The sequence below is a fragment of the Pseudomonas sp. ERMR1:02 genome, assembly GCF_002277815.1.
In the GTDB taxonomy this organism is placed as follows: Bacteria; Pseudomonadota; Gammaproteobacteria; order Pseudomonadales; family Pseudomonadaceae; genus Aquipseudomonas.
This window is the reverse complement of the sequence record NZ_NKJI01000005.1, coordinates 234,992-253,959: the sequence shown is the minus strand read 5'-3', so window position 1 is coordinate 253,959 and position 18,968 is coordinate 234,992. Positions and strand designations below refer to the sequence as shown.

16 protein-coding genes are annotated in these 18,968 nt (G+C 59.9%); all 16 read right to left on the bottom strand.

All coding sequences use genetic code 11. The features are described from left to right. Window positions 1-91: 91 nt before the first annotated feature. Window positions 92-826 carry an amino acid ABC transporter ATP-binding protein gene (locus CES87_RS11995; protein ID WP_128606272.1) on the bottom strand — a complete coding sequence of 245 codons (735 nt, stop codon included), beginning with the start codon at window positions 824-826 and terminating at the stop codon, window positions 92-94. Further along, window positions 819-1,778 (bottom strand): amino acid ABC transporter permease, encoded by a 960-nt coding sequence (locus tag CES87_RS11990; RefSeq protein WP_128606271.1) that lies wholly within the window; start codon window positions 1,776-1,778, stop codon window positions 819-821. Before CES87_RS11990 ends, CES87_RS11995 begins: the two co-directional genes overlap by 8 nt. A 140-nt stretch (window positions 1,779-1,918) precedes the next feature. Further along, complete coding sequence (locus CES87_RS11985; protein WP_128606270.1) at window positions 1,919-2,716, bottom strand: transporter substrate-binding domain-containing protein; 798 nt, start codon at window positions 2,714-2,716, stop codon at window positions 1,919-1,921. Window positions 2,717-3,030: 314 nt separating this feature from the next. Next, window positions 3,031-5,601 carry a glucans biosynthesis glucosyltransferase MdoH gene (mdoH, locus tag CES87_RS11980; protein WP_128606269.1) on the bottom strand — a complete coding sequence of 857 codons (2,571 nt, stop codon included), beginning with the start codon at window positions 5,599-5,601 and terminating at the stop codon, window positions 3,031-3,033. Further along, window positions 5,594-7,408: a glucan biosynthesis protein G gene (locus CES87_RS11975; RefSeq protein ID WP_128606268.1), complete on the bottom strand. Its 1,815-nt coding sequence runs from the start codon at window positions 7,406-7,408 to the stop codon at window positions 5,594-5,596. Before CES87_RS11975 ends, mdoH begins: the two co-directional genes overlap by 8 nt. A 321-nt stretch (window positions 7,409-7,729) precedes the next feature. Beyond that, window positions 7,730-8,167: a D-aminoacyl-tRNA deacylase gene (dtd, locus tag CES87_RS11970; RefSeq protein ID WP_034148582.1), complete on the bottom strand. Its 438-nt coding sequence runs from the start codon at window positions 8,165-8,167 to the stop codon at window positions 7,730-7,732. Further along, window positions 8,164-8,640 carry a hypothetical protein gene (locus CES87_RS33035; protein WP_371858202.1) on the bottom strand — a complete coding sequence of 159 codons (477 nt, stop codon included), beginning with the start codon at window positions 8,638-8,640 and terminating at the stop codon, window positions 8,164-8,166. Before CES87_RS33035 ends, dtd begins: the two co-directional genes overlap by 4 nt. After that, complete coding sequence (locus CES87_RS33030; RefSeq protein WP_256590867.1) at window positions 8,589-9,134, bottom strand: alpha/beta fold hydrolase; 546 nt, start codon at window positions 9,132-9,134, stop codon at window positions 8,589-8,591. Before CES87_RS33030 ends, CES87_RS33035 begins: the two co-directional genes overlap by 52 nt. Window positions 9,135-9,348: 214 nt before the next feature. After that, a complete protein-coding gene (hutG, locus tag CES87_RS11960) occupies window positions 9,349-10,152 on the bottom strand; it encodes an N-formylglutamate deformylase (RefSeq protein WP_128606267.1) in 804 nt (267 codons plus the stop codon). 10 nt (window positions 10,153-10,162) lie between these two features. Continuing rightward, window positions 10,163-11,368, bottom strand: a complete 1,206-nt coding sequence (gene hutI, locus CES87_RS11955; RefSeq protein ID WP_128606266.1) for an imidazolonepropionase — start codon at window positions 11,366-11,368, stop codon at window positions 10,163-10,165. Window positions 11,369-11,385: 17 nt separating this feature from the next. Continuing rightward, window positions 11,386-12,795: an amino acid permease gene (locus CES87_RS11950; RefSeq protein ID WP_128606265.1), complete on the bottom strand. Its 1,410-nt coding sequence runs from the start codon at window positions 12,793-12,795 to the stop codon at window positions 11,386-11,388. Window positions 12,796-12,908: 113 nt separating this feature from the next. After that, window positions 12,909-14,441, bottom strand: a complete 1,533-nt coding sequence (gene hutH / locus CES87_RS11945) for a histidine ammonia-lyase (RefSeq protein WP_128606264.1) — start codon at window positions 14,439-14,441, stop codon at window positions 12,909-12,911. A gap of 115 nt (window positions 14,442-14,556) precedes the next feature. Next, a complete protein-coding gene (gene hutH, locus CES87_RS11940) occupies window positions 14,557-16,080 on the bottom strand; it encodes a histidine ammonia-lyase (protein WP_128606401.1) in 1,524 nt (507 codons plus the stop codon). A gap of 135 nt (window positions 16,081-16,215) precedes the next feature. After that, window positions 16,216-17,046, bottom strand: coding sequence for a glycine betaine/L-proline ABC transporter ATP-binding protein (locus CES87_RS11935; RefSeq protein WP_052961897.1), 831 nt, complete (start codon window positions 17,044-17,046; stop codon window positions 16,216-16,218). Next, window positions 17,043-17,894: a proline/glycine betaine ABC transporter permease gene (locus CES87_RS11930; protein WP_034148578.1), complete on the bottom strand. Its 852-nt coding sequence runs from the start codon at window positions 17,892-17,894 to the stop codon at window positions 17,043-17,045. Before CES87_RS11930 ends, CES87_RS11935 begins: the two co-directional genes overlap by 4 nt. Window positions 17,895-17,964: 70 nt before the next feature. Next, on the bottom strand, window positions 17,965-18,933 hold the full coding sequence (locus CES87_RS11925) for an ABC transporter substrate-binding protein (protein WP_128606263.1): 969 nt from the start codon (window positions 18,931-18,933) through the stop codon (window positions 17,965-17,967). Window positions 18,934-18,968 lie beyond the last annotated feature (35 nt).

Below are 18,968 nucleotides of genomic sequence, written 5' to 3'. Positions count from 1 at the left end.
TGCCATTCGCGGGCAAGCCTCGCTCCTACAGGTACTGCGTAAATCTGTAGGAGCGAGGCTCGCCCGCGAAGCTTTTAATCAGGCATCGAAGTTACAGAACTTGCCTCAAGAAGGCCTGAGCTCGCGGGTCCTTCGGCGAATCAAAGAATTCCGCTGGCGAAGCATCTTCCAGCAATTTGCCGTGATCGAAGAACAGCACCCGATCCGCCACTTCCCGCGCAAAGCCCATTTCATGGGTCACGCAGACCATGGTCATGCCTTCCACGGCCAGGTTTTTCATGACGTCCAGCACTTCGCCAACCATTTCCGGGTCCAGCGCCGAGGTCGGTTCATCGAACAACATGACCTTTGGCTCCATCGCCAGCGCCCGGGCAATGGCCACGCGCTGTTGCTGGCCACCGGACAGGCGCGACGGAAACTCGTTGGCCTTCTGTGCAATCCCGACTTTTTCCAGCAGTGCCATGGCCTTGGCCTCGCGCTCTTTCTTGCCGCGCTTGCGCACGACTTTTTGGGCCAGGCACAGATTCTCCAGCACGGTCATGTGCGGGAACAGGTTGAAGTGCTGGAACACCATGCCAACTTCCCGGCGATAGGCGTTCACATCGGTTTTCGGGTCGGCCAGTTGCAGGCCGTCAATGCTCACCGAGCCGGAGTCGAACTCTTCCAGGCCATTAAGGCAGCGCAGGAAGGTCGATTTGCCGGAGCCAGACGGGCCGATCACCACCAGCACTTCGCCCTTGGCAACGGTAGTGGAGACGTTATCCACCGCGCGCACTACCTGGCCGCGGGTGTCGAAGACTTTTACCAGATCACGGACTTCAATCACTTTGCGCGAGCCTCCGCTCAAGCCGGCCGGCGATTTTCGACAACGGCAGGTTGATCAACAAATACAGACCGGCAACGCAGAACAGGATTTCGAACGGCGAAAACGAGGTGGTGATGACTTCACGACCGCTTTTCAGCAGTTCGGTAATCGCGATGACCGACACCAGCGACGTGTCTTTCACCAGACTGATGAACTGCCCGGCCAGCGGCGGCAGCACGCGCTTGAACGCTTGCGGTAGCACCACGTGACGCATCGACTGGCCAGCGCTCAAGCCCAGGGAGCGTGCAGCTTCATTCTGGCCACGAGCGATCGACTGCACGCCGGAACGGATGATTTCCGCCACATAAGCACCAGTGAACAGTGACAGTGCGGCGATCCCGGCGAATTCCCGGGACAGGTTCATCACCGTGCCGATGAAGAAGTAGAAAATGAAGATCTGTACCAGCAACGGGGTACCGCGTACCAGTTCGACGTAAATCGTCGAGAGATCACGCAGGGTCGGATTGTTCGATAGCCGGCACAGGCCTTTGGCGAGGCCGATCAGCAGACCGAGCACGCCAGACACGACGGACAACCACACGGTGGTCCAAAGACCCCACATCAGCGGCCCAGCGGCCCAATGGCGGGTCACGCCGATAACGTCGCCTTCGGCCACATCATCGCCTTGGGCGACTTGGAGGCTGTTTTCGTCGACGGTCAGGTGTTGCTCATCGCCTGCGTCGTTACGCAGGGTGATCTCGGCCTTGTCGCCCTGGCGCACCAGTTCGCTGACGGTGGAAATATCGGCAGCGTGTTGGGACTCTTCGGCGTGGTAGGCGAAGTATTGCGGCACGCGGTTCCAGCGCCATTCATAGGACATCAGCGAGGTGGCGTAATACAACGCGCCGGCCAGGCCGATCAGCACCAGCACGGTTAATGCGTGCCAGGGCCATTGGGCTTTTTTCTGTTTCATTGAACGTTTCTCTGATTCGCTCGTTCCCACGCTCTGCGTGGGAATGCATCCTGTGACGCTCTGCGTCACGCCTGTGAAGGGACGCGGAGCGTCCCGGGCGGCATTCCCACGCAGAGCGTGGGAACGATCAAGTAGAGGTGTTATTCCATGTCCTTGAGCCACTCGCTGCTCTTGAACCACTTGTCATGGATACGATCGTAGGTGCCGTCTTCGTGGATCTGGTGCAGGAAGTTGTTGATGAAGTTGATGCTGTCGTAGTCACCCTTCTTCAGACCAAAGGCCAGAGGCTCGTAGGTGAATGGCTTGTCGAGGAACAGCAGTTTGCCGTTGCCGACCTTGTTCAGCGCCACGACGTTGTATGGCGCGTCATAGATGAAGGCGTCAGCCTTGCCATTGACCACGTCGAGCACGGCTTCCTGCTCGTTGTCGTAACCGTCGTACTTGGCTTTGGCGATGAGCTTTTTGGCAACCATTTCGCCGGTGGTGCCGAGCTTGGAGGTGATGCGGTAGTCGGCGGTGTTCAGGTCTTTATAGGAATTGATGGTCCCTTCCAGCTCCTTGCGGATCAGCAGGGTCTGGCCGACCACGATGAACGGTTCGCTGAAGTTCAGGCGCAGATTGCGTTCCTGGGTCAGGGTCATGCCGCTGCCGATCATGTCGAACTTGTCGGTCAGCAAAGCCGGGATGATGCCGTCGTAACCGGTGGACACCAGCTCCAGCTTGACGCCCATGGCTTTGCTCATTGCCTTGAGGATGTCGACTTCGAAACCGATGATCTCGCCGCGCTTGTTGGTCATTTCGAACGGCATGTAGGTCGGGTCCATGCCGACTTTCAACGTGCCGCGCTTGACCGCGTCATCGATGGCACCGGCCTGTGCCGTGCTGACTGCAACCAATGCCGTGACGCCGACCAGCAGCATCGACAGATACTTCTTCATCTTCAAGCCCCCAAAAACATTGCATTTGCGGCGCGAAATCGACAGTTTTCCAATGAAAACAGATAGATACGGACACAAAACGGTCCGGGCGCACCAATTCGGGGACGGATGCTAACGTACTTGCTCGATTGCACAAGGGTTCAGGCGGGATTTGTTGTGTTTTGACCGATCGTTCCCACGCTCTGCGTGGGAATGCAGCCCGGGACGCTCTGCGTCCCATCAAGAGCCGAACGCGGAGCGTCCGTTGAAGCATTCCCACGCAGAGCGTGGGAACGATCATTTATACAAAAAAACCCGCTTTCGCGGGTTTTTTATCAGGCCAACTGAGGCTGCACGCTCAGCGGCTTGAGCGGCAGCAGCGGTGCGTGAGGGTCGGCCTTGACCGACTTGCGCCATGCGCCCAGCCACTCGGCATGGCCTTCGCTCCAGACTTGCTCATGCAAGCGAGCCAATGCCACCGGGTCGCTCAACAGTTGCACACGCTCGTTGTTGGTCAGCCCTTCAGGTCCGACCTTCATCGCGTGCCGTACCCGCTCGACCCGCAGCCATTCGATCGGCTCGGCCTCGCGGTGACGGGAGGTCGCCAGCGAGCACGCGAGGGCGTTCTGCTGTGGATCGACCACCGAACGGATGAAGCCGTCGTTCAGCGCGTGATAACGGTTTTCATGGGTGTACTGGTCGGTTGCCAGCAACGCCTGTGGCGGATTGTATTCCTCAGGGATCAGGAACAGGCTCTCGTCACGGGACTTGAGGCCCAGGCCAACACGGCTGGAAATCACCGAAACCGGGATCGACAGCATCAGCGAACCGACGATCGGCACCAGCCACCACAGGAAGCTCGGGTTGAGCCAGATCACTAGCAAGGCCCAGAAGAAGCCCAGCAAGGTTTGTGGACCGTGGCGCTTGACCGCTTCGCTCCATGGCGTGGAGTCGTCGTCACGCTGCGGCGAGTTCCAGGTCGCGGCCCAGCCGAGGAACGCGGCGAGGACGAAACGGGTGTGGAAAATCATCCGCACCGGCGCCAGCAGCATGGAGAACAGCATCTCCAGCAGCATCGACATAGTCACCTTGAACTTGCCACCAAACTCTTTCGCGCCCTTGGCCCAGATCAGGATGACGCTCAACAGTTTCGGCAGGAACAGCAGCACGACCGTGGTCGAGAACAGCGCAATCGCCTTGTCCGGATGCCATTGTGGCCACAGCGGATAGAGCTGACGCGGTTCGAGGAAGTATTGCGGCTCCATCAACGTGTTGACCGCCAGTAGCGCCGTCGAAAGCACGAGGAAGAAGAACCATAGCGGCGCCGACAGGTAAGACATTACCCCGGTCAGAAACACCGCACGGTGCACCGGGTGCATGCCCTTGACCAGAAACAGGCGGAAGTTCATCAGGTTGCCGTGGCACCAGCGACGGTCACGCTTGAGTTCGTCCAGCAGGTTCGGCGGCAGCTCTTCATAACTACCCGGCAAGTCGTAGGCAATCCACACACCCCAACCGGCGCGGCGCATCAACGCGGCTTCAACGAAGTCGTGAGACAGAATCGCACCGGCGAACGCGCCTTTACCGGGCAGCGGCGCCAGGGCGCAGTGCTCGATGAACGGCTTCATGCGGATAATCGCGTTGTGGCCCCAATAGTGCGATTCGCCCAACTGCCAGAAGTGCAGACCGGCAGTGAACAGCGGACCGTACACACGGGTGGCGAACTGCTGCATGCGCGCATACAGGGTGTCCATGCCCGACGCACGCGGCGCGGTCTGGATGATTCCGGCGTCCGGCGTGGCTTCCATCAAGCGCACCAGACTGGTCAGGCACTCGCCGCTCATCACCGAGTCGGCGTCTAGCACCACCATGTACTTGTAATCACCGCCCCAGCGACGGCAGAAGTCGTCGAGGTTGCCGCTCTTGCGTTTTACGCGACGACGGCGGCGACGATAGAAGATCTTGCCGAAGCCCTTGGCTTCGCGGCAGACGTCCAGCCAGGCCTGCTGTTCGGCAACGCAGATATCGGCGTCGTTACTGTCGCTGAGGACGAAGAAATCGAAGCGATCCAGGTCACCCGTGGCCGCGACCGACTCGAAAGTCGCGCGCAGACCGGCAAACACCCGTGGCACGTCTTCGTTGCAGATCGGCATCACCAGTGCGGTGCGCGCGCCTTTCGGAATCGGCTCATTACCGGCGCTTTTGCCGGAAATGCGGTATTTATCGTGACCGGTGAGCAACTCGAGGAAGCCCATCAGTGCGGTCCAGAAACCGGCCGAAACCCAGCAAAACAGAATCCCGAACAGGATCAGGATGCTGGTCTGCAACGCATACGGCAGCACTTGCGTGGCGGTTTGCAGGAACGGTTGATGCAGGACTTCTTCAAGGTCAACGAACGACCAGCCCTGGTACGGCATGATGCCTTTCATGTACCAGCCGGCGACGATGGTCTGACCGAGCATCAGTATCAGCAAAATGTAGCGGCGGATCGAACCGACGGTACGCCAGCGCGCCGCCGGCAGCACATTCTCGTCTTTCGGCGGCGTTGGCGGGTTGGTGCGACCGGTCATACGGCGCCAGCCACGCACCAAAATGTTGGTACGCCACGGCTCCGGAACGACCTTGGTCCGACGAATCGGGGGGGTCGCCTTCAGGCAGACGCGACCGCTGGCGTCGAGTGCCAGCATTTCGGCGTCCTGCAATTCTTCGGCGGTGCTCAGGGTCAGGCGCTTGCCCACCGAAGCCTGGGCGGCCTCGGCGGGAGCGTCGAACGCCTGGGACGACAGACGCTCATGCAGTTCACTGAAGGACTGGCAGCCCGCGAGTTCCGCGCGCTGCTGGTCGGTCATCGGCAGATGCGCCAGGTACTCGGACAGAGTCTCTGGCTGTACTTGAGAATTACTCATCGGCAGGCAACTGATAGCTCCAGGTCTCGGTCAGGACTTCTTCAGTCGCTGCCGGTTCCGGTGTGGCTGGGGCCGCGTTCGCAGCAGCAGGCTGCTTGGCGTCTGGGTTGGCCTTGTCCTTGGCATCTGCAACTGGCTTGGCTTCGGCCTGTTTGGCCTCGGCAGCCTTCGCCTCCTTCTCCACTTTCTCTGCCTGCTTGGCGGCGACCTTGTCTGCCTTGGCAACGGAAGAGGTGGACGCTGGAATCGAAGTCTTGGCCAGGTCGGCAGGAACGATGTTCTGCACCAGGGCCGCACGCATCTCGGTGGACTTGCCCGCGTCCTTGATCTTCATCCGCAGGGTCAGGCGCCAGCCCTTGGTTTCAGGGTTGTAGCGCACGCTGTTCTCGACCAGTTCGGCGTTGTCGCCAACGCTGACCTGGCTGCGCACGTCCGCATCCGCTGGCAAAGCCGCCAGAGATGGACCTTCGAAATCCACCAGATAGGCAACGCTGCCGTCCGGCTGACGAATCAGGTTGGACTGTTTGACGTCACCAGTGGATTTCAGGGTCTGGCTAACCCAGGCGCTGTCCGGCGCGTGCAACGCCGCCTCATCCATGGTCCAGTGCATGCGGTAGGCGAAGTCCAAAGGCTGGCCTGGCTCCGGCATTTTCTCCGGGCTCCAGAAAGCCACGATATTGTCGTTGGTTTCGTCGGCGGTCGGAATCTCTACCAGATCGACGGAGCCCTTGCCCCAATCGCCTTTTGGTTCGATCCAGGCGCTTGGGCGCTTGTCGTAGCGGTCGTCGAGGTCTTCGTAGTGGCTGAAGTCACGGCCACGTTGCAGCAAGCCAAAGCCACGCGGGTTTTCGACGGAGAAGTTGCTTACTGCCAGGTGTTTCGGGTTGTTCAGAGGACGCCAGATCCACTCACCGTTGCCGGCATGGATTGCCAGGCCGCTCGAATCGTGCAGTTCACGACGGTAGTTCAGCACTTTCGACGGCTGGTTGGCGCCGAACAGGTACATGCTGGTCAGAGGCGCGATGCCCAGTTTGCCGACCTTGTCACGCAGGAACATCTGCGCCTTGACGTCGACAATGGTGTCGCTGCCCGGACGCAGGGTCAGACGATAGGCTCCGGTCGCCCGTGGCGAGTCCAGCAGCGCAAAGATCACCAGGTGCTTGTCGCCCGGCTTCGGCTCTTGAATCCAGAACTCACGGAAACGCGGAAATTCTTCACCGGATGGCAACGCGGTATCGATCGCCATGCCGCGAGCGGACAATCCATAAACATGCCCCTTGCCGACAACGCGGAAGTAACTCGCGCCGAGCATGGTCATGATTTCGTCTTGCTTGTCAGCCTTGTTGACCGGATACAGCACGCGGAAACCGGCGTAGCCCAGTTGTTCGGTGGCTTTCGGATCGAACTTGAGGTCGCCGAAATCGAAACGACTTGGGTCGTATTTGATCTCTTCGACGGTATTCGCCGTGATTTCGTTGATTTTCACCGGCGTATCGAAGTGCATGCCCTGGTGATAGAACGACAGCTTGAACGGGGTTTTCTGATCCGCCCATTCGGCCTTTTCCGTCAGAAAACGAATTTTCTGATAGTCGGCGAATTTCATCTCGCGAAATTCGTTCGGCAGGTTACTGCGCGGCGCTTCGTACTTTTGACCGGCCAGCTCTTTCGCCTTGACCGAGACATCATCCAGATTGAATGCCCAAAGCTGGCCCGCGCTGAGCAGGCACAGGAGTGCCGAACCCGCTACTAGAGCGCTACGTAACCGTTTGGCAGACAATTTTGGTGCATTACAGGGACTAACAATCACGAGCAACCCTCGCCGAAAACAGATCAAAAAACCAACGGCCAGTTGAAGGGTCCGCACGGTGTCCAGTACAAAAAACCGGCCTTGCCGACCACTCTTGCCAAGTTGGCGAGCATTGTTCCGACTCCGATGGGACAAAATGAGTTCCCCAAACGGTTCAGGACAAGTCTCTACCTAAGTCAAAATGGACCAACGAACGCTGATCCCCGTAGCGCGCGATTATCTAGTAGGCCGCGTTACAACGCATCAGGGGTAACAAAGTATTTATCGGGAAAAACGCCTGTTTTCAGTCGAAAAACGCTTAAAAAGATGTTTCAAGCGCTTTCAGGTCTGTAACAGAAAGGTTACCGGGCCATCATTGACCAGGTGCACCTGCATATCCGCGCCGAATCTACCTGATGCCACAGTGCCATGCACCTGTTTCGCTTTGCCTAATAGATAGTCGAACAGCTCCTCGCCCAGGGCCGGAGGGGCCGCGGTCGAGAAACTCGGGCGCAACCCGCTCTTGGTGTCGGCGGCCAGGGTGAACTGCGAGACCAGCAGCAAACCGCCGCCCACATCCGCCAGGGACAGATTCATCTTGCCCTCGGCGTCGCTGAACACTCGATAGTTAAGCAGCTTATTGAGAAGTTTGTCGGCGCTGGCCCGAGTGTCCTCGGGCTCGACGGCCACCAGCACCAGCAAACCCTGGTCGACCGCGCCCACCACCTCGCCCGCTACCTCGACTCGCGCGCCACGCACGCGTTGCAACAGGCCCTTCATGCTTCGTCTGGGGCGAGGTCGAGCAGACGCCGTGCCATCCGATCGGCAGCACGCACCAATGCATCGGTAATCCCCGGTTCAGCGGCGGCATGGCCAGCGTCACGGATTATTTGCAGCTCGCTATTGGGCCAGGCCTGGTGCAACTCCCAGGCGTTATCCAGCGGGCAGATCACGTCATAACGACCATGGATGATTACGCCTGGCAAATGGGCGATTTTACCCATGTCGCGGATCAACTGATTCGGCTCAAGGAACGCGTTATTGGTGAAGTAGTGGCATTCGATGCGGGCGATGGACAACGCGCGCTGAGGCTCAGAGAAACGATCGACCACCAGTGGGTTCGGACGCAAGGTTGCGGTCCGGCCTTCCCAAGTGGACCAGGCCTTGGCTGCGTGCATCTGGGCGATTTGATCATTGCCGGTCAGGCGTTTGTGGAACGCAGTGAGCAAGTCGTCACGCTCCTCCAGCGGAATCGGCGCGATGTAGTCCTGCCAGTAATCGGGGAACAGACGGCTGGCACCGGCCTGATAGAACCACTCGATTTCCTGCGGACGGCAGAGAAAATCCCGCGCACAATCAGACCGTGCACACGCTCGGGGTGGGTTTGAGCGTAGGCCAGCGCCAGGGTCGAACCCCAGGAGCCGCCGAACAGCACCCATTTGTCGATGCCCAGGTGTTGGCGGATTTTCTCAAGGTCGGCGACCAGATCCCAGGTGGTGTTGTTTTCCAGGCTGGCGTGAGGCGTGGAGCGACCGCAACCACGCTGGTCGAACGTGACGATGCGGTACAGGTTCGGATCGAAATAGCAGCGACTCGCTGCGTCGCACCCGGCGCCGGGGCCGCCGTGAATGAACACCACCGGCAAACCTTGCGGTGAACCGCTTTCGTCGACATACAGCGTGTGAGTCTCGTCGACGGCCAGATCGTGCCGGGCGTGGGGTTTGATCTGCGGGTACAAAGTCTGCATTGCGCGCTCCGTAAGGGGTCGAGGTCATCCCTGGGGGACTACTATTATTCTGCCGTCCGGCATCATAAACCCGAATTACGTCAATGAGCATGCCCTTGCCGCGCAAACCTGTGGGAGCGAGCTTGCTCGCGATAGCGGTCTTTCATTCAACATCTCTGTTGAATTCCAGGGCCTCATCGCGAGCAAGCTCGCTCCTACAGTGTTGTGTGCAGGTTTATCGGTTGTAACGTTGTCCGCCCCAAGCCAAAAGGCCCTGCAACAGCTCCTTCAATACCACTCGCGTCGGCTCTGCCAGATCCGCCCGATAACGGAACGGCTCAAACTCTTCCATGTAAGTGCACTGCCCCAACTCCAGTTGCACCGCATGAATGTTTTCTGCCGGATTGCCGTAATGGCGGGTGATGTGCCCTCCCTTGAAGCGCCCGTTCAGCACATGGCTGTAGTCCGGGTGCCCGGCGCAGATTGCTTCCAGTTGCGAAGCCAGCTGCGGATCGCAACTGGCGCCGTTGAAAGTGCCGAGGTTGAAGTCTGGCAGTTTGCCGTCAAACAGGTGCGGGATCAGCGAGCGGATCGAGTGCGCATCGAACAGCAGCGCATAGCCGAATTCGGCTTTGAGACGCGCCAGTTCCTGCTGCAAGGTGCTGTGGTACGGCGTCCAGATCTGCTCCAGATAAGTCGCACGCTCATCGGCAGAAGGCTCCAGCCCTTCGCGGAACAACGGCACGCCGTCGAACAGCGTCGCCGGGTACAGGCCCGTGGTGGCGCCAACGTACAAAGGCTTGTCGTCGGACGGGCGGTTCAGGTCGATGACGAACCGCGAATATTCGGCGGCCAGGGTGCTGGCGCCCAGTTCGGCAGCAAAGTCGTAAAGCTGCGGGATGTGCCAGTCGGTGTCCGGCAGACTTTTCGCCTCGGGAATCAACCCGGCTTCCACCGCAGGCGTCAGACGTACACCGGCGTGGGGCATGCTGATCAGCAGCGGCACGCGGCCTTGTTTGAAGTTCAGAACCTTATCCACAACTGCTCTCCTACACGCTCGTTTCGACGCCGTGACGCACGACGCGTTTTTCCAGATCACCGCCCAGCCAGTACGACAGGTCGGCCGGACGATCGATTTGCCAGGCGACGAAATCCGCGAACTTGCCTGCCTCGATCGAACCGTGGGTGTCGGCCATGCCCAGTGCGGTAGCGGCATGAATCGTCGCGCCCGCCAGCGCTTCTTCCGGGGTCATACGGAAACAGGTGCAGGCCATGTTCAGCATCAAGCGCAACGACAGCGCCGGCGAGGTGCCGGGGTTGAGGTCGCTGGCGATGGCGATTTTTACGCCGTGCTTGCGCAGGGCTTCCATCGGCGGCAATTGAGTTTCGCGCAGGAAGTAAAAGGCGCCAGGCAGCAATACTGCGACGGTGCCGGATGCGGCCATGGCGATGGCGTCTTCTTCGGTCATGAACTCCAGGTGATCGGCGGACAGTGCGTGATAACGCGCCGCCAGGCTGGAACCGTGCAAGGACGACAACTGCTCGGCGTGCAGCTTCACCGGCAACCCGAGTTTCTTGGCAGTGATGAATACGCGCTCAACCTGCGCCGGGGAAAACCCCAGGTATTCGCAAAACGCATCCACGGCGTCGACCAGCCCTTCGGCGGCCAGGGCCGGGAGCATTTCAGCGCAGATGTGCTCGATGTAGTCGTCGGCGCGATCCACATACTCAGGTGGCAAGGCGTGAGCGGCCAGGCAGGTGCTGCGCACGCTGATTGGCAGTTCGGCGCCGAGGCGACGGGCAACCCGCAGCATCTTGCGTTCGTTGGTCAGGTCGAGACCGTAACCGGATTTGATTTCGATGCTGGTGACGCCGTCGCGCATTAGACTTTTCAGGCGCTTGGCGGCGCTGGCGAACAACTCATCTTCGCTCGCGGCACGGGTGGCGCGCACGGTGCTGGCGATGCCGCCACCGCTTGCGGCGATTTGCGCGTAGCTGACGCCTTGCAGGCGCTGCTCGAATTCGCCGCTGCGGTTCCCGCCGAACACCGTGTGGGTGTGGCAGTCGATCAGGCCCGGCGTTACCCAGGCCCCGTTCAGATCATTGACCGCCGGGTATTCGCCGGACGGCAGTTCACTGCGCGGGCCGACCCACTCAATGTGCGCACCGGACGTCACAATGGCCGCGTCCTCGATGACCGAGTAGACGCCTTGCGCCATGGTTGCGACGTGGCAGTGTTGCCAGAGAGTTTTCATCCGTGGCCTCCGTTAGGTTATCGATGAGAAAAAGAAGGTTCCTGCTCCACCGGTACCGCCTTCCCTGCCGCCGGTTTCACCCACGTCAGGTAGGCCAGCACCAGCAATACAATCCAGACCACGCCGACGATCAAAGCCGCCTGGGTGTCCGGGAAATAGCCCAGCACGCCGAAAATGAAGAGCATGAAGGCAATCGCTGCCATTGGCGCATAGGGCCAGAACGGCACCGGGAATTTCAATTGCGCGACCTGCTCGGCACTCATGGAGCGACGCATGGCCACCTGGGTGACCAGAATCATTATCCAGACCCACACCGTGGCGAAGGTCGCGATGGAGGCGATCAGCAGAAACACGTTTTCCGGAATCAGGTAATTCAGCAACACGCCCAGCAGCAATGCACTGCTCATTACCACGACAGTCAGCCACGGCACGCCGTTGCGAGACAAACGGGCGAAGCCTTTCGGTGCATGTCCCTGCTGAGCCAGGCCATACATCATGCGGCCTGCGCCGAAGATGTCACTGTTGATGGCCGACACTGCCGCCGAGATCACCACGATATTGAGGATGGTCGCCGCCGAACTGATTCCCAGGTTGTCAAAAATCTGCACGAACGGGCTGCCTTGGCTGCCGATTTGCTGCCACGGGAAGATCGACATCAGCACCAGCATCGTCAGCACGTAGAACAGCAGGATACGCATCGGTACAGCGTTGATCGCCCGGGGCAGCACGTGCTGCGGATCCTTGGCTTCACCGGCCGTAACGCCGATGATTTCAATGCCACCAAAGGCAAACATCACCACCGCAAACGAAGCGATCAGACCACCCATACCATTGGGCATGAAGCCGCCCTGGGTCCAGAGGTTGCTGATATCGGTTGCTTGAGCACCGGGGGCGCTGCTGATACCAAATATCATGATGCCGAAGCCGCCAAGAATCATCGCAACGATGGCTGCGACTTTGAGCAGCGACAACCAGAACTCCATTTCACCGAAGACTTTGACGTTGCACAGGTTCAAGCCGCCCACCACCGAAACGATGCCCAGCACCCAGATCCAGCGGGAAACTTCCGGAAACCAGAAGCCCATGTAAATGCCGAACGCGGTCACATCGGCCATACCGACGATGACCATTTCAAAGGCATAGGTCCAGCCGAGGATAAAGCCCGCCATCGGTCCCAGATAAGTGCTGGCGTACTGGCCGAATGAGCCGGCCACCGGGTTGTGCACGGCCATCTCGCCGAGGGCGCGCATGACCATAAATACCGCTGCGCCGCCGATCAGGTAAGCGAGCAGGACCGCAGGGCCGGCCATTTGAATGGCCGAGGCAGAACCGTAAAACAGCCCGGTGCCGATCGCCGACCCCAGTGCCATGAAGCGAATATGTCGGGCAGAGAGCCCGCGTTTGAGGCCTTTTGATTGCGCTTGCATTGCTCGCCCTTAATTATTTTTATCGACGCAAAATCGATTCGCTGGCAAGCCAGCTCCTACGGGTTTTTTTACACGACCCACCGTAGGAGCGAGGCTTGCCCGCGAAAAGGACATTACAGGCTAGGCAGCAACTTCGCCGTGACCAGCTCGTTCAGGCAACGCGATGCCAGCAATTCAGTCGCCGCGTTGATGTCCGGGGCGAAGAAACGGTCCTTCTCATAGAATGGCACTTCTTTACGCAGAATCGCCCGAGCCTGTTCCAGCTTCGGCGAGGTCTTCAGACCATTGCGCAAGTCCAGACCCTGAGCCGCGGCCAGCCATTCCACCGCGAGAATGCCACGGGTGTTTTCGGCCATTTCCCACAGACGCTTGCCGGCAGCCGGAGCCATGGACACGTGGTCTTCCTGGTTGGCGGAAGTCGGCAGGCTGTCTACCGAATGCGGATGGGACAACGCCTTGTTCTCGCTAGCCAGAGCGGCAGCAGTCACCTGAGCGATCATGAAGCCGGAGTTCACACCGCCATTGGCCACCAGGAACGGCGGCAGTTGCGACATGTGCTTGTCCATCATCAGCGAGATGCGGCGTTCGCTCAGCGAGCCGATTTCAGCGATGGCCAATGCCATGTTGTCGGCGGCCATCGCCACAGGCTCGGCGTGGAAGTTACCACCGGAAATCACGTCGCCTTCAGCCGCGAATACCAGCGGGTTGTCGGAAACGGCGTTGGCTTCAACAGCCAGTACTTCGGCAGCCTGGCGGAACTGGGTCAGGCAGGCGCCCATGACTTGCGGCTGGCAGCGCAGGGAGTATGGGTCCTGAACCTTTTCGCAGTTTTCGTGGGAGTCGGAGACTTCACTGCGCTCACCCAGCAAATCGCGGTAAGCGGCGGCGGCGTCGATCTGGCCTTTCTGGCCACGGGCAGCATGGATGCGTGCGTCGAACGGCGAGCGCGAGCCGAGTACTGCTTCGACAGTCAGACCGCCCAAGGACAGGGCACCGGCGAACAGATCCTCACCTTCGAACAGACCGCGCAGGGCGAAAGCGGTGGACACCTGGGTGCCGTTTAGCAGCGCCAGGCCTTCTTTCGCAGCCAGGGTCAGCGGGGTCAGGCCAGCGATTTTCAGCGCTTCGGTGGCTTCCATCCACTCGCCCTTGTAGCGGGCCTTGCCTTCGCCCAGCAGCACCAGCGACATGTGCGCCAAAGGCGCCAGGTCACCGGAGGCACCTACCGAACCTTTCAGTGGAATGTGCGGGTAAACCTCGGCGTTGATCAGGGCGATCAGCGCGTCGATGACCACGCGACGAATACCGGAGAAACCACGGCTCAGGCTGTTGACCTTGAGCACCATGATCAGGCGCACCAGCTCGTCGCTGATCGGCTGGCCGACACCGGCGGCGTGCGACAGCACCAGCGAGCGCTGCAGGTTTTCCAGGTCTTCGCTGGCGATGCGGGTCGAGGCCAGCAGGCCGAAACCGGTGTTGATGCCGTACGCGGTGCGGTTTTCGGCGAGGATCTGTTCCACGCAGGCGACACTGGCTTCGATCTGCGCCGCAGCGCTGTGATCGAGTGTGATTTTGACTGGCTGCTGATAGACATCACGCAGTTGGGCAAGGCTCAGTTGGCCGGGAATCAGGTTTAGCGTAGTCATTTTGTGCTCCTTTTAAGAGTTACTGTTAACTAACCAGACGCTCCGGAGATGTCCGTTGTCCGTCGCGGCTGCCTTTTGGGGAGCCGCGCCTTGGCACGCTGGTTTTGTTTGGAAATCAGTTCAAATTCGGCAAAGCTTTTAGAAGCAAAATCGGGTCTTTCAAAACCCCGGCAGCCGCGGCGATATCCGGTGCCAGCCAGCGATCCTGATCGTAGGCAGGAACACGTTCGCGAAGCAGACGCCAAGCGGCATCGGTGCCAGCACCGAAACGTTGGTCCTTGAGGAACTCGAACGCCTGGGCCGCCAACAGATACTCGATGGCGAGGATCTGCGTGCAGTTTTCCAGCGCGCGATGCAGCTTCAACGCGGCGGTGGTGCCCATGCTCAGATGGTCTTCCTGCAAGCCCGAGGTAACGTAGTTATCGAGCACCGCCGGTTGCGCCAGCTGACGGTTTTCCGCGCACAGGGAAGCTGCGACGTATTGCACGATCATCATCCCGGAATTCACCCCCGGATTGGCCACCAGAAACGCCGGCAGACCGCTGACGTGCGGGTTGATCAAACGGTCCAGACGTCGCTCGGCGATGGAGCCGATTTCCGCCATGGCAATGGCCAGCAGGTCCGCCGCCAGGGCCACCGACTGGCCGTGCGGGTTGGCCTGGGACATGACGCGGAAGTTGTCCGGCGTACCCAGCAACAACGGGTTATCCGTGCAGCCGTTGAGTTCAATTTCGATTTGTTTGATCGCGTGTTGAAGCTGATCGCGAGCGGCGCCGTGAACCTGCGGAATCGAACGAATGCTCAGCGCGTCCTGGGTGCGAATGCCTTTGCTCTGCGCGATCACTTCACTGCCATCGAGCAGCGCCCGCAAGTTGATCCCGACCTGTTGCATACCCGGATGCGGTTTGAGCGCGATGATCTCGGCATCGAACGCGGCGATCTGGCCACGCTGGGCCTCGAAACTCATGGCGCTGATCACGTCGGCCCACTGCAACAGGCGCGTGGCGTCGGCAATCGCCAGACAGCTGAGGCCGCTCATGCATGGCGTGCCATTGACCAGGCACAGACCATCCTTGGCGCCGAGTTGAACCGGTTGCAGGCCTTCTTCTGCCAGCGCCTGTTGCGCGGAAACGATTTGCCCGCGATAAACGACGTTGCCGACGCCCAGCAGCGCGATGCCAATGTGGGCCATATGGGTCAGGTAACCGACCGAACCCTGAGATGGCACCTGTGGGGTGATGCCACGGTTCAGCAGCGCCAGCAGCGCTTCGACCACTTGGCGATGAATGCCGGACTTGCCTTGGGAGTAATTGCGGATGGCCGCGCACATGATCGCGCGGGTCTGCTCGTCGGTCAGCGGTGCGCCAACGCCACAGGCATGACTGAGTAGGGTATTGCGCGACAGTTGGCTGAGCTGTTCGTCTTTGAGCGAGACGTTGGACAACCCGCCCAGGCCGGTGTTGACGCCATAGGCGCGTTCGCCGCTGGTAACGATGCGCTGGACGATCGCCTGCGCATTATCGATACGTGCCCAGACCTGCGCCGACAGCTCGAGCTGTGCGCCATGACGGGCTACCGCAACCACATCCTGCCAACGCAACGGGGCATCGGCGATAACGATTTTTTCAGCCTGGGACATCATTGACCTCATACCTGAATATTGATGCAGCTTCACTGACGCCTTCGCGGGCAAGCCTCGCTCCTACAGGGATTGCGTCAACCTTGTAGGAGCTGGCTTGCCAGCGAAGAGGCCGGCACTAACGCCGCAAACCTCTTAAACCACCGCCGCCCGCCGCTGCACGAACCGGTCGACATACTCATCGGCCGGCGAATGCAGGATCTCTCTCGGCGTGCCGACCTGAATCAGGCGGCCGTCCTTGAGGATCGCGATGCGGTTGCCGATGCGCACAGCCTCGTCGAGGTCGTGGGTGATGAAGACGATGGTCTTGTGCAGGGTCTTTTGCAGTTCCAGCAACTGGTCCTGCATCTCGGCGCGGATCAGCGGGTCGAGGGCACTGAAGGCTTCGTCCATCAGGATGATGTCGGTGTCCGCCGCCAGTGCACGGGCCAGGCCCACACGCTGACGCATACCGCCCGAGAGCTGGTGCGGGTATTTGTTTTCGTAGCCCTTGAGGCCCACGGTGTTGATCCAGTGCAGCGCGCGTTCGGCGCACATGGCTTTGCTCTCGCCGCGGATTTTCAGGCCGTAGGCGACGTTGTCCAGCACGCTCTTGTGCGGCAGCAGACCGAAGCTCTGGAATACCATGCTGATCTTGCGTCGGCGAAATTCGCGCAGGGCTTCCATGTCGTATTGCAGGATGTCCACGCCGTCCACCAGGATTGCACCGCTGGTCGGGTCGATCAGGCGATTGAAGTGACGCACCAGTGTGGATTTTCCGGAACCGGACAGCCCCATGATCACGAAAATTTCACCGCTACCGATGCTCAACGACAGGTCGTTCACGCCAACCACGCAGCCGGTCTCGGCCAGCACCTGATCCTTGGTCTTGCCTTGGCCGATCATGGCCAGCGCATCCTTGGAGCGGTTGCCGAAAATCTTGAAGACGTTTTTGACTTCGATCTTGCTCACGGTTGCGTTGTTCATTTGCTCACCTCATGCCGTGCCCGACCGTACGCCTGTGTAATGCGGTCGATAACCACTGCCAGAATCACGATCGCCAGACCGGCTTCCAGGCCGCGTCCGACGTTGAGGGTCTGAATGCCCACCAGCACGTCTTCGCCCAGGCCACGGGCACCGATCATCGAGGCGATTACCACCATCGACAGAGCCATCATGGTGGTCTGGTTGATCCCGGCCATGATGCTCGGCAGGGCCAGCGGCAGTTGCACACCGAACAGTTGCTGCCAGCGGTTGGCGCCGAAGGCGTTAATTGCTTCCATTACCTCACCGTCAACCTGTCGGATGCCCAGATCGGTCAGGCGGATCAGCGGTGGTGCGGCGTAGATTACGGTGGCGAAAATCGCCGGAACCTTGCCCAGACCGAACAACATCAGCACCGGGATCAGGTACACGAAGCTCGGCATGGTCTGCATGATGTCCAGCAACGGCATCAGCACCGAACGCAGGCGATTGCTTCGCGCCGACAGAATGCCCAGCGGAATGCCGATCAATACCGAGATGATTGTCGCCACCATCATCAGCGCGAGGGTTTGCATCAGCTTGTCCCACAGGCCGACCGCGCCCACCAGGAACAGCAAACCGACGATCACGGCGGTGGTTACGACTTTACGGGTCGCGTGCCAGGCCACGCCAGCCACGATGGCCAACATCAGCCACCAGGGCGCCGCGCGAAGCAGGCCTTCGAGATTGACGATGGCCCACAACAGGGTGTCAGAAATGTGCCGGAACACGTCGCCGTAGTTGGTGACCAGCGAATCGACCCAACCGTTGACCCAGTCGGCGATAGAAAAGGTAAAGCTTTCGGGAAACATAAGAGACTCTCAATCAAGGGGTTGCGATCAAGCATCCGACTGCCGTTCACGGCAGCCGGAGACGCCCAACCTACAAGGCCGCGTCGATCTTCTTGGCTGCGTCTTCGCTCACCCATGCGTGCCAGACTTCAGGATGTTCCTTCAGGAAGATCTTCGCCAGTTTTGGCGACTCGATCCGCTCCTTGGTCATGCGACCCAGGTTCTGGTTCAGCAGGTCGATAGGCAGGTTGACCTTTTCCAGCACGGCCACCAGTTCCGGAGCTTCTTCGTGGAACGTCTTGGACAGGCCAACCTTGATGGTCACGCGCTTGTCCACGCCTGGTTTTTCTTCGAGTTTGACCAAGTCAACCTGGCCCATCAGCGGGGTTGGCGACCAGTAGTAGAACAGGATCGGCTCGCCACGCTTGTAGCTCGACAGCACGGCGGCATCCAGCGCCGGGCCGGTGCCTGGGCGGAAGTTGGTGTAAGTGCTTTCCAGGCCGTAGCTTTTCAGCATTTCGCTGTTGTCGAGTTCACAGGTCCAGCCGGCCGGGCAGTTGTAGAAACGGCCCTTGGATGGCTCTTCCTGGTCCTTGAAAATGGCCGAGTATTTCGCCAGGTCGGCGATGTTTTTCAGGTCCGGTGCCTTGGCTTCCAGCTTACGCTTGGCATCGCCTTCGATCACGTAACGCGGCACGTACCAGCCTTCGATCGCCCCCACGACCGGAGCGCCGACACCGACAACCTTGCCGGCCTTCTCAGCCTTGTTCCAGACCTCGCTGCGGCCGACCCACTCTTCGGCAAACACCTGGATGTCGTTGCTGCTCAGGGCGTTTTCCATGGTGATGGAGTTGCCCGGCAGGCTATCGGTCTTGCAGTCGTAGCCTTTTTCCAACACGACTTGCAGAACGTCGGTCAGCAGCATGGCGCTTTCCCAGTTCAGGCCGGCGAATTTCACCGGTTTGCCCGACTCGCACCAACCCGCCGCCTGAGTGGCGCCGGCGCTGGCCAGCAGGCCCATGGAAAGCAAAGTGGTCAGCAGGGTCTTGTTCGATTTCATTGTGTGACGCTCCTAATCATGAATTGGCTTACGGC

What these genes read in the sequence shown, in the direction of transcription:
- CES87_RS11950 (WP_128606265.1), bottom strand. Translation starts at nt 12,795, where the DNA reads ATGCAAGCGCAATCAAAAGGCCTCAAACGCGGGCTCTCTGCCCGACAT.
- CES87_RS11990 (WP_128606271.1), bottom strand. Translation starts at nt 1,778, where the DNA reads ATGAAACAGAAAAAAGCCCAATGGCCCTGGCACGCATTAACCGTGCTG.
- dtd (WP_034148582.1), bottom strand. Translation starts at nt 8,167, where the DNA reads ATGAAGGGCCTGTTGCAACGCGTGCGTGGCGCGCGAGTCGAGGTAGCG.
- CES87_RS11925 (WP_128606263.1), bottom strand. Translation starts at nt 18,933, where the DNA reads ATGAAATCGAACAAGACCCTGCTGACCACTTTGCTTTCCATGGGCCTG.
- CES87_RS33030 (WP_256590867.1), bottom strand. Translation starts at nt 9,134, where the DNA reads ATGCAGACTTTGTACCCGCAGATCAAACCCCACGCCCGGCACGATCTG.
- CES87_RS11935 (WP_052961897.1), bottom strand. Translation starts at nt 17,046, where the DNA reads ATGAACAACGCAACCGTGAGCAAGATCGAAGTCAAAAACGTCTTCAAG.
- CES87_RS11985 (WP_128606270.1), bottom strand. Translation starts at nt 2,716, where the DNA reads ATGAAGAAGTATCTGTCGATGCTGCTGGTCGGCGTCACGGCATTGGTT.
- hutH (WP_128606264.1), bottom strand. Translation starts at nt 14,441, where the DNA reads ATGACTACGCTAAACCTGATTCCCGGCCAACTGAGCCTTGCCCAACTG.
- hutI (WP_128606266.1), bottom strand. Translation starts at nt 11,368, where the DNA reads ATGAAAACTCTCTGGCAACACTGCCACGTCGCAACCATGGCGCAAGGC.
- CES87_RS11930 (WP_034148578.1), bottom strand. Translation starts at nt 17,894, where the DNA reads ATGTTTCCCGAAAGCTTTACCTTTTCTATCGCCGACTGGGTCAACGGT.
- mdoH (WP_128606269.1), bottom strand. Translation starts at nt 5,601, where the DNA reads ATGAGTAATTCTCAAGTACAGCCAGAGACTCTGTCCGAGTACCTGGCG.
- hutH (WP_128606401.1), bottom strand. Translation starts at nt 16,080, where the DNA reads ATGTCCCAGGCTGAAAAAATCGTTATCGCCGATGCCCCGTTGCGTTGG.